Source organism: Microbacterium sp., from assembly GCF_044508325.1.
GTDB lineage: Bacteria > Actinomycetota > Actinomycetes > Actinomycetales > Microbacteriaceae > Microbacterium.
Genome location: NZ_JBIQHX010000014.1, coordinates 79,533 through 88,584, shown reverse-complemented (window position 1 = coordinate 88,584; position 9,052 = coordinate 79,533). Strand labels below are relative to the sequence as shown.

Genomic DNA, 9,052 nt, shown 5'->3' with positions numbered 1-9,052 from the left:
CGCACCATGACGGAGATGTGCAGAATTGCGGATCGGCTGGCCTCAGGCATCCGCAATTCTGCACATCTCCGCATTTCTGCGCGGCATTCCCGGCCCCGGCGCCGCCCCCGCCGCCGCCCCGGGCAGGGTGTCGCAACCACGGGCCGTCAGCGCCGCGGGCTACTCTCGAACGGTGACCCCTGAGCTGGCCGCCCGGATCGTCGCGGACTCCCGCGACCGCGTGGCCTGGACCCGGGCGCGCTCACGCGGGATCACGGCGACCGACGTGGCGACACTCACCTCCGAGCGCGCGATCGCGCGCGCCGCCGATGCGAAGCTGATGGGCACGGGGTTCTCGGGCAACGCCTACACCGCGCACGGCCGGCAGCGCGAGCCCGAGATCGCCGCCTGGGTCGCGGCGACCCACGGCATCCAGCCCTCGTCGGCGCTCTTCCACGCGGTCGTCGAGAAGCGGCACCTGGCGACCCCCGACGGCGTCTCGGTCGACAGCGCGGGGCGCGTCACGCTCGCCGAGATCAAGACCACGAACAGGCCGTGGCGCAGCGTTCCCCGCTCGTATCTGCGGCAGGTCTGGTGGCAGCAGCACGTGCTCGGCGCCGAGCGCACCCTCGTGGCGTGGGAGCAGCATGACGGCTTCGTGCCCGTCGACGACGAGCCGCGCTGCGTGTGGGTCGATCGCGACGAGCGCGAGATCGCCAAGCTCGTCTCGCTGGCGACTGCGCTGATCGACGAGCTCTACCGGCGGACGCAGCTGAAGCGGGTCCCGCCGCCCGCCGCCCCGCTCTCGGCACCGCGTCAGCCCTTCCGCGCGCTCGCGCTCGCCGACTGAGCCGCTGCATTCGTCTGGGTCGCCTCGGGGCACCCTCGCTCGCTGCCCGAAGCGTGCGGACCGACCCTGGTCGGCAGAGGTGTTATAGTTGACCGCTCTCAACTATTGATCCAGATCAACGATCTTGAAGGAAACGATGTCTTCGCCCTCCACCGCCGAGGCCGACAAGCCCCCCATGACGCGCCGCGAGGTGCTCGAAGCGCTCTCCGGTCTGCTGCTCGGCATGTTCGTCTCGATGCTCGCCTCGACCGTCGTGTCCAGTTCGCTTCCGGTCATCATCCACGACCTCGACGGCGACCAGGCCGCCTACACCTGGGTCGTGACCTCGACCCTGCTGACCACGGCGATCTCGACTCCGGTGTGGGGCAAGCTCGCCGATCTGTACAACCGCAAGCTGCTGTTCCAGCTCGCCATCGTCATCTTCGTGCTCGCGTCGGCGACGGCCGGCTTCGCGCAGGACCCGGGCATGCTGATCGCCTCGCGCTTCGCGCAGGGCATCGGCGCGGGCGGGCTCGCGGCCCTCAGCCAGGTGCTCATGGCCGACATCATCAGCCCACGCGAACGTGGCCGCTACATGGGCCTGTTCGGGGCGGTCATGGCGGTGGCCACCGTCGGCGGCCCGCTGCTGGGCGGCGTGATCACGGACGCCTGGGGCTGGCGATGGAACTTCTACGTCGCGCTCCCGGTCGCGGTCGCAGCGCTCATCATCGTGCAGAAGACGCTGCACCTGACCCGGTCATCCTGGCGCAAGGTGTCGATCGACTACCTCGGCATCGTGCTGCTGGCCGTGGCGTCCTCGCTCATCCTCATCTGGGTCACCAACGCCGGCACCAGCACCGACGGCGATTTCTGGAGCCTCTCGAACAACGCGTGGTGGAGCTTCACGACCGTGTGGATGGCCGGCGGCGCACTGCTGTGCGCGATCGCGTTCGTGGTCGTCGAGCTGCGCGCGAAGGACCCGCTGGTGCCCCTGAGCATGTTCCGCGACCGCACGTTCACGCTGTCGGTGATCGCGTCGATCTCGACGGGCATCGCGATGTTCGGCGCCTCGGTCTACCTCAGCCAGTACATGCAGCTCGCCCGCGGCGCCACCCCGACCGAGGCCGGGCTCATGACTATCCCGATGATCGCCGGACTGCTGGTCGCCTCGGTCGTGGTCGGCGGCCTCATCACGAGGTTCGGACGGTGGAAGTCGTACCTGATCGCCGGTGCCGTGTTCCTCATCGCGGGCTCGTACCTGCTGTCGACGATCGAGTACGACACGAACTTCGCGCTCGTCTCGGTGTACATGTTCGTGCTCGGCGCCGGCGTCGGCATGACGATGCAGAATCTCGTGCTCGTGGTGCAGAACACCTGCAAGCCGAGCGACATCGGAGTCGCCAGCGCCGGCGTCACCTTCTTCCGCAGTCTCGGCGGCACGATCGGGGTGTCGGTGATGGGCGCGGCGCTGGCGGCGCGCGTGATCGACCTCATGGGCGGCGTGAAGGGCGACCTGGCGGCCGCCCTGGCGGGGCTCGGCGACAAGGCGCAGTACTGGGCCGAGCAGCTGCAGTCGAACACGCTGCCGGCGGTCTCCCAGATGCCGGAGTCGATCCGCGTCATCATCGAGGACGTCTACGCCCAGGGCATCTCGCACGCGTTCCTGATCACCGTCCCGTTCGCGGTGGCGACGCTGCTGGCGATCGTGTTCCTGCCGAACAAGCCGCTCACGACCATGACGACCAGCGAGCGCCTGGAGGCGAGCGAGGCGGACCTCGCGACGGTCTCGGTGCCCCAGGGAAGGGATCGTCGGTAGTGTCGATCGCGATGGCCGGGACGGATGCTTCGCAGGCCCGCACCGATGCGGTGCGGGCGCTGGAGGCCGAGTTCGGCGAACTCATCAACCGGTTCCGTCGCGTCATCTCGGAGAACGCGGAGCGACTGAGCCCGGGCATGCTGCCGGCGGCGTACAAGGTCTTCACCACGATCGTGCGGCGTGAGTCGGTGACGCAGGCGGCGCTCGCCGAGCAGTTGATGCTCGACAAGGGTCAGCTCAGCCGCACGGTGCGCGAACTCGAGCAGCGCGGACTGGTGCAGCGCGCACCCGACCCCGCGGACGGCCGCTCGAGCCTCCTCTCGCCCACCGCGGAGGGGCTGCGGCGCCTGCATGCAGCCCGGGCTCCGCGCGAGGATCTGCTGCTGAACGCCCTCGCCGACTGGCCCCTGGAGGACATCCACGAGCTCACCCGGCTGCTGCACGCCCTCTCGGAGACGGCGCGCGGCTGAGCGATCAGCCGCGCCGGCGCAGCGAGGGATCCTCGATCTCGGCGATGCGCGCCGCGACGACGGCGCGGATCGCGTCGTCGGGCAGCGGTCGCTCCGGCGGGAACCGGATCGTGCCCTTGTCGTGGTCGAAGCCCTCCAGCGCGTCCGCGACCCTGTCGGGGACGAGTCCGCTGAACGGATACACGCCGAAGTGCTTCTTCGTGCGCATCACCGCGACCAGTGCCTTGCCGCGGTAGAGCAGCGCCGGCATCCCGTAGCTCTTGCCCTGCTCGACCTCGGGCACCGCCTCGCGCACGACGTCGTAGAAATGCGCGATCACCGCCGCATCGGCCGGATCGAGCTCAGAGAGGTAGTCGTCGACCGTGCCCATGACGGCATCCTGCCACCAGGCAGGTACCTGCCACCATGGAGACATGAGACGGGTACACGTGATCGTCTCCGGCGGCGTGCAGGGCGTCGGCTACCGGTACACGATGCGCATGATCGCCGAGGAGGCGGGCGTGGCCGGCTGGGTCCGCAATCGCCGCGACGGGACCGTCGAGGCCGAGATCGAGGGAACGCCCGAGCAGGTCGACCAGGTGCTCGCGTGGATGGCCGAGGGTCCGCCCGGATCGCGGGTCGACAGCGCGCAGGTGACGGATGCCGCGCCGACCGGTCAGCGCGGGTTCGAGGTGCGCGCGACCGCGTGAGAGCAGACCCGTCCCTCAGTCCCGCTGACGTTGCACTCGCGAGGCCGCCGGCGCGAGCACCCGCTGCGCCTCGCCGATGATCTCGGCGGCGACCGCGTCCAGCAGGGGCGAGCGCAGGTTCCACTGCTGCCAGTGCAGCGGCACATCGATCGCGGGGCCCCCGAGCGGCACGAGGTCGCCCGACGAGAGCGCTTGGGCCGACTGGAAGGCAGGAAGCAGCCCCCAGCCCAGGCCGAGCCGCACCGCGCGCGCGAAGTCGCTCGACGCGGGCACGAAGTGGCGCGGCGGGGATGCGGCATCCACCCCCTGCAGCCCGAGCCACTGCGACTGCAGGTCGTCGCGCCGGTCGAAATCGACGACGGGCGCCCGCGCCAGGCCCTCCGGCAGATCCCACTCGGCGACGAAGCCCGGGGTCGCCACGGCTTCGTAGCGCATGACGCCCAGCGGGACGACCCGGCAGCCCGACACGGGCGTCGCGCGCGAAGTGACCGCGCCGAGCACCGTCCCCGCCTCGAGGAGTCCCGCGGTGAAATCCTGGTCGTCGCGGTGCAGGTCGAAGACGACCGGATGCCTGCGACCCGCCCTCGCGAGCGGTTCGAGGAACCACGTCGCCAGCGAGTCGGCGTTCACCGCCAGCGGCACGCGGAACCGGACGCCCTCGTCGACGCCGAGCTCGCTGGCGGCATCGTGCTCGAGCAGCGCGACCTGGCGCGCCAGGCGCAGGATCGCGGCACCCGCCTCGGTCGGCCGGGCGGGCTTGCTGCGGACGATCAGCACCCGGCCGAGCTGTCGCTCGAGCGCCTTGAGACGCTGGCTGACCGCCGAGGCTGTGATGTGGAGGCGCCGGGCCGCCGCTTCCAGGGTGCCCTCGTCCACGATCGTCGCCAGCGTCTCGGCGAGGTCGAGCGGTACTCGCATGAAGCAATGCTAATGCGCACTGAGAAACCTGAACTGGGCTTATGCATGGCGCCCGCCTAAGGTCATGCGTGTGCTCCCCTCACTGCTGGCCGGGCTCGGCCTCGGTCTGTCGCTGATCGTCGCGATCGGCGCGCAGAATCTCTTCGTGCTGCGCCAGGGGCTGCGGCGCGAGCACGTCGTGCTCGTCGCGACGATCTGCACGCTGTCCGATGCCGCGCTGATCCTCCTCGGTGTCTCAGGGGTCGGGCTCGTGCTGCTGGCGGCCCCTTGGCTGGTGGGCATCGTGCGATGGGCGGGCGCGCTGTTCCTGGTGACGTACGGTCTGCTGGCCGCACGGCGCGCGTGGCGGCCCTCCGCCGAGGCGCTGGAGGTCGGCGAGGCACGGGCCCAGGCATCCGGATCCGCAGGCGTCGCCACCCGCACGCGCGCGCTGCCGGTCGCACTCACGTGCCTCGCGCTCACGTGGCTCAACCCGCACGTCTATCTCGACACGGTCTTTCTGCTGGGGACGGTCGCCAACACGCACGCCGAGGGGCGCTGGGCGTTCGCGGCGGGGGCCGTGCTCGGCAGCGTCGTGTGGTTCTACGGCCTGGCGTTCGGGGCGCGACTGCTCGGGCGGTGGCTGGCGACGCCACGTGCGTGGCGGATCCTGGACGCGATCATCGCGGTCGTGATGATCGCGCTGGGCGTCATGCTCGTGCTGCCGGCGTGACACCGCAGACGCCGAGAGGCCCCACCCGAAGGTGAGGCCTCTCGTGCAGAGTGCGACGCGTCAGAAGGCGTTGACATCCAGCGGGATGCCGGGGCCGAACGTGGTCGACACGGCGCCCTTCTGGATGTAGCGGCCCTTCGAGCTGGCGGGCTTCAGCCGCACGATCTCTTCGAGCGCGGCCTGGATGTTGTCGCCCAGCTGCTCGGCGCTGAACGACGCCTTGCCGACGATGAAGTGCACGTTGGCGTGCTTGTCGACGCGGAACTCGATCTTGCCGCCCTTGATCTCCTCGACGGCCTTGGCCGGGTTCGGGGTGACGGTGCCGGTCTTCGGGTTCGGCATCAGGCCGCGCGGGCCCAGCACCTTGCCGAGACGGCCGACCTGGCCCATGAGCTCGGGGGTGGCCACGGCCGCATCGAAGTCGGTCCAGCCGCCGGCGACCTTCTCGATGAGCTCGGCGCCGCCGACCTCGTCAGCGCCCGCCGCGATCGCGGCCTCGGCGGCCGGACCGTTGGCGAACACGATGACCCGGGCGGTCTTGCCCGTGCCGTGCGGCAGCATGACGGTGCCGCGCACCATCTGGTCTGCCTTGCGGGGGTCGACCGAGAGCTTGAGGGCGACCTCGACGGTCGAGTCGAACTTCTTCGAGCCGGTCTCCTTCGCGAGGGCGACCGCCTCGGTCGGGGTGTAGAACTTGTCGCGGTCGATCTTCGCCGCGGCGGCCTCGTAGGCCTTGGACTTGGTTGCCATGTTCGCTATCCCCCTCAGCCCTCGACCGTGATGCCCATGGAACGGGCGGTGCCGGCGATGATCTTCTCGGCGGCATCCAGGTCGTTCGCGTTCAGATCCGGCTGCTTCGTCTCCGCGATCTGCCGCACCTGCTCCTTGGTGATCTTGCCCACCTTGGCGGTGTGCGGCGTCGCCGAGCCCTTGCCGATGCCGGCGGCCTTCTTGATCAGCTCAGCAGCCGGCGGGGTCTTCAGGATGAACGTGAACGAGCGGTCCTCGTACACGGTGATCTCGACGGGGATGACGTTTCCGCGCTGCGACTCGGTCGCCGCGTTGTACGCCTTGCAGAACTCCATGATGTTGACGCCGTGCTGACCGAGCGCGGGCCCGATCGGCGGCGCCGGATTGGCGGCGCCGGCGTTGATCTGGAGCTTGATCAGGCCGGTCACCTTCTTCTTCGGTGCCATTGCTTTCCTTCTGTCGAGCGCCGCGGACTCTCAGCCCGGGCGCGCTTCCACAGGTCAGGCGGTTCCTGACAGTGGTGGGGATGCCGCGCGACACGCGCGCAACCTCTCGATTGTACCGGATGCCCTGCTCCGGCGCGCACCGCGACGGGGATGTGCACGACTGCGGACGCGTCGTGCCCCCGGCATCCGTTCCTCTGCACATCGACGCACTTCTGCACGGCCGCCGCTCATGCCGCCCGGTGCAGGCCCTGCGCGACAGCGCGCACGATGGTCTCGTGCAGCTGCGGCCACCGGTTCACCACCTGCTCGTAGTCGACCCGGATCACGTGGTACCCGAGGAGTGTCAGCAGCGCATCGTGGGCGATGTCGCTGCGCCGCTGCGGGCCGACGTGGTGGCCGCCGTCGATCTGCAGCACCAGCCGTTCGCCGATGAGGTGGTCGACGTGATGACCGGCGATCCACACCTGCTGGCGGATCGGCAGCCGCAGGAACCGCAGCCGCACCGGCACGAGGGTCTCCAAGCCCGAGTCCGAGTACGACGAGCACTCCTCCAGCAGCGCGCGGGCCGCCGCCGGAAGCGGCATCCGGGCGAGGGCCTCACGCTCCACAGCGCCCTGACGCAGCGCCGACTCCCAGACGACGAGCGCCTCCTCATGCGGAAGGCACCCCACGACGAGCGCGAGCACGTTCTCGACGGGGTCGGCAAGGGCGTGTGGATGCCGCGGCACCAGGGGCTTCGCCCAGTGCACACGCGTGCCCGGGCTGACCTCACTGATGTGCCGGTGCGGCGGTGCGGCCACGTGAGCCGGGCCCCCGTGCAGCACCCACAGCCCGAGGCGGCGCGCCTGGGTGACGCACGTGAGCACCACGCCCGCCCGGGTGGCCGCGATCAGGTGCGGATCGGCGTCGGGCGTCGCCACCCACCCCCTGCGCGGGCGGAGGAGCGCACCCGCGGAGACCGCGCCCTCGATCGCGCGGCGCGGGAACCTGCGGTCCCGCAGCTCGGCGACGCGCATCACGCCGCCCGCGTACGCGATGGCCTCCCGCAGCTCGTCCACGCCTCGGCCCACGCCTCGACCCATGCCTCGGTCCATGCCTCAAGCGTGGCGCGCACCTGCATGGGCGCGGGTGCGCGGACCCTGATTCGCGCAGACTCGGCACCGCACCGCGCGCTGTGCAGGGGCGCAGGGCGCGCAATTCTGCGGAAAGATGCAGAATCACGGATGCCTCGGGCTCATCCCGCACGCAATCCCGCACATCCACGCAGTTCTGCGCGGGAGTGCGCGGGGAACCGCCCGTACGGCGGGAGACGCGGGTTCAGCGAACGCGGCTCAGCGGGGCCTCAGGCCCCACTCCCTCAGAGCTTGGTGACCTGGTCGAACGACAGCTCGACCGGCGTCTCGCGCTCGAAGAGGGAGACGAGCACGGTGAGCTTGCCGCTTTCGGGCTTGATCTCGCTGATCGTGCCGGGCAGGCCCGCGAACGAGCCCTCCTTGATGGTGATCGTCTCGCCGACTTCAAAGTCCACCTCGGCCGGGATCGCGCGGGATGCCGCCGGGGCGCCCTTGACGGCGCCCGCCTTGGCGGGTGCGGTCTCCTTGATCTCGACGAGGCTCTTCAGCATGTTGAAGGCCTCCTCGAAGCGCAGGGGCGTCGGGTTGTGCGCGTTGCCCACGAATCCGGTGACCCCCGGGGTGTGGCGCACGACCGACCAGGTCTCCTCGTTGAGCTCCATGCGCACGAGCACGTAGCCCGGGATCCGGACGCGCGTGACCATCTTGCGCTGCCCGTTCTTGATCTCGACGACGTCCTCCATGGGGACCTCGACCTGGTAGATGTCCTCCTCGACCTCGAGCGTGTTCTTGCGCTGCTCGATGTTGGCCTTCACCTTGCGCTCGAAGCCGGCGTAGGAATGGATGACGTACCACTTGCCCGGCAGCGACCGCAGCTCGGCGCGGAACGCCTCGTAGGGGTCCTCCTCGGCGGACGCCTCATCCTCGTCCTCGTCGAGGGCGGGGCGGTCCTCTTCGCCGTTGATGTCGGGGCCGTCGTAGGGGGCGACCTCTTCGGCCTGGGCGGCCTCCCGCTGCGCCTCCTCCTCGGCGAGGGCGTCGGTCAGCACTTCGGCCGCGGCTTCCGCCTCGGCCGTCTCGTCGATGTTCAGCGCGTCGTTCACGATCGCGTCAGCCTCCGGATCTTCGATGTCGATGTCGTCCAGGTCTTCGGTGTCCTGCTCGCCGTCCTCGTCCACCACGTGGACCGCGACGTGCTCGGCCGCCTCGACCGCCTGCTGTTCGGCGGCCAGGACGTTGCCCTCCTGGGCTTCGTCGTCCTCGCTGGACTGCTCGGCGGCCGTGGCCCAGTCGCCGTCGTCACCGACATATCGTTCAGACACTTGCTTCTCTTCCATTCGCGGGTGTCGAGGATCTCGACGCAGCGCGTC

General features: G+C 70.1%; 11 protein-coding genes. 5 read left to right on the top strand and 6 right to left on the bottom strand.

Going from position 1 to position 9,052, the window contains the following annotated elements:
* The first annotated feature begins 172 nt into the window (after positions 1 to 172).
* From ACIWQI_RS11995 to ACIWQI_RS11985, 3 genes are all read left to right on the top strand, one after another.
* Entirely contained in the window at positions 173 to 829 is a 657-nt protein-coding gene (locus ACIWQI_RS11995) for a YqaJ viral recombinase family protein (protein WP_396657696.1), read from the top strand.
* A 136-nt stretch (positions 830 to 965) separates the two neighbouring features.
* Positions 966 to 2,624 (top strand): MDR family MFS transporter, encoded by a 1,659-nt coding sequence (locus ACIWQI_RS11990; RefSeq protein WP_396657695.1) that lies wholly within the window; start codon positions 966 to 968, stop codon positions 2,622 to 2,624.
* An 11-nt stretch (positions 2,625 to 2,635) separates the two neighbouring features.
* Complete coding sequence (locus ACIWQI_RS11985; RefSeq protein WP_396657694.1) at positions 2,636 to 3,094, top strand: MarR family winged helix-turn-helix transcriptional regulator; 459 nt, start codon at positions 2,636 to 2,638, stop codon at positions 3,092 to 3,094.
* A gap of 4 nt (positions 3,095 to 3,098) precedes the next feature.
* On the opposite strand, the gene ACIWQI_RS11980 is transcribed toward ACIWQI_RS11985, so the two are convergent.
* Positions 3,099 to 3,464 (bottom strand): iron chaperone, encoded by a 366-nt coding sequence (locus ACIWQI_RS11980; protein ID WP_396657692.1) that lies wholly within the window; start codon positions 3,462 to 3,464, stop codon positions 3,099 to 3,101.
* A gap of 43 nt (positions 3,465 to 3,507) precedes the next feature.
* Between ACIWQI_RS11980 and ACIWQI_RS11975 the strand changes: the two genes are divergently transcribed.
* Positions 3,508 to 3,783 (top strand): acylphosphatase, encoded by a 276-nt coding sequence (locus ACIWQI_RS11975; protein ID WP_396657691.1) that lies wholly within the window; start codon positions 3,508 to 3,510, stop codon positions 3,781 to 3,783.
* Positions 3,784 to 3,798: 15 nt separating this feature from the next.
* On the opposite strand, the gene ACIWQI_RS11970 is transcribed toward ACIWQI_RS11975, so the two are convergent.
* Positions 3,799 to 4,701, bottom strand: a complete 903-nt coding sequence (locus tag ACIWQI_RS11970) for a LysR family transcriptional regulator ArgP (RefSeq protein WP_396657690.1) — start codon at positions 4,699 to 4,701, stop codon at positions 3,799 to 3,801.
* Between the two features lie 64 nt (positions 4,702 to 4,765).
* Here ACIWQI_RS11970 and ACIWQI_RS11965 point away from each other — a divergent pair, with 64 nt between their 5' ends.
* Positions 4,766 to 5,413 carry a LysE/ArgO family amino acid transporter gene (locus tag ACIWQI_RS11965; protein ID WP_396657689.1) on the top strand — a complete coding sequence of 216 codons (648 nt, stop codon included), beginning with the start codon at positions 4,766 to 4,768 and terminating at the stop codon, positions 5,411 to 5,413.
* A 60-nt stretch (positions 5,414 to 5,473) separates the two neighbouring features.
* On the opposite strand, the gene rplA is transcribed toward ACIWQI_RS11965, so the two are convergent.
* The 4 genes from rplA to nusG form a co-directional block, all read right to left on the bottom strand.
* On the bottom strand, positions 5,474 to 6,163 hold the full coding sequence (rplA, locus tag ACIWQI_RS11960; RefSeq protein ID WP_396657688.1) for a 50S ribosomal protein L1: 690 nt from the start codon (positions 6,161 to 6,163) through the stop codon (positions 5,474 to 5,476).
* A 14-nt stretch (positions 6,164 to 6,177) separates the two neighbouring features.
* Positions 6,178 to 6,609, bottom strand: a complete 432-nt coding sequence (gene rplK / locus ACIWQI_RS11955) for a 50S ribosomal protein L11 (protein WP_396657687.1) — start codon at positions 6,607 to 6,609, stop codon at positions 6,178 to 6,180.
* A 227-nt stretch (positions 6,610 to 6,836) separates the two neighbouring features.
* Complete coding sequence (locus ACIWQI_RS11950; RefSeq protein WP_396657685.1) at positions 6,837 to 7,703, bottom strand: endonuclease domain-containing protein; 867 nt, start codon at positions 7,701 to 7,703, stop codon at positions 6,837 to 6,839.
* A gap of 263 nt (positions 7,704 to 7,966) precedes the next feature.
* Positions 7,967 to 9,004 carry a transcription termination/antitermination protein NusG gene (gene nusG, locus ACIWQI_RS11945; protein WP_396657683.1) on the bottom strand — a complete coding sequence of 346 codons (1,038 nt, stop codon included), beginning with the start codon at positions 9,002 to 9,004 and terminating at the stop codon, positions 7,967 to 7,969.
* Between the last annotated feature and the right edge of the window lie 48 nt (positions 9,005 to 9,052).

Excerpts from the sequence above, each read along its gene's own strand:
- ACIWQI_RS11950 (WP_396657685.1), bottom strand. The coding sequence starts at position 7,703 with ATGGACCGAGGCATGGGTCGAGGCGTGGGCCGAGGCGTGGACGAGCTG.
- ACIWQI_RS11965 (WP_396657689.1), top strand. The coding sequence starts at position 4,766 with ATGCGTGTGCTCCCCTCACTGCTGGCCGGGCTCGGCCTCGGTCTGTCG.
- rplK (WP_396657687.1), bottom strand. The coding sequence starts at position 6,609 with ATGGCACCGAAGAAGAAGGTGACCGGCCTGATCAAGCTCCAGATCAAC.
- ACIWQI_RS11985 (WP_396657694.1), top strand. The coding sequence starts at position 2,636 with ATGGCCGGGACGGATGCTTCGCAGGCCCGCACCGATGCGGTGCGGGCG.
- rplA (WP_396657688.1), bottom strand. The coding sequence starts at position 6,163 with ATGGCAACCAAGTCCAAGGCCTACGAGGCCGCCGCGGCGAAGATCGAC.
- ACIWQI_RS11990 (WP_396657695.1), top strand. The coding sequence starts at position 966 with ATGTCTTCGCCCTCCACCGCCGAGGCCGACAAGCCCCCCATGACGCGC.
- ACIWQI_RS11970 (WP_396657690.1), bottom strand. The coding sequence starts at position 4,701 with ATGCGAGTACCGCTCGACCTCGCCGAGACGCTGGCGACGATCGTGGAC.
- ACIWQI_RS11975 (WP_396657691.1), top strand. The coding sequence starts at position 3,508 with ATGAGACGGGTACACGTGATCGTCTCCGGCGGCGTGCAGGGCGTCGGC.
- ACIWQI_RS11980 (WP_396657692.1), bottom strand. The coding sequence starts at position 3,464 with ATGGGCACGGTCGACGACTACCTCTCTGAGCTCGATCCGGCCGATGCG.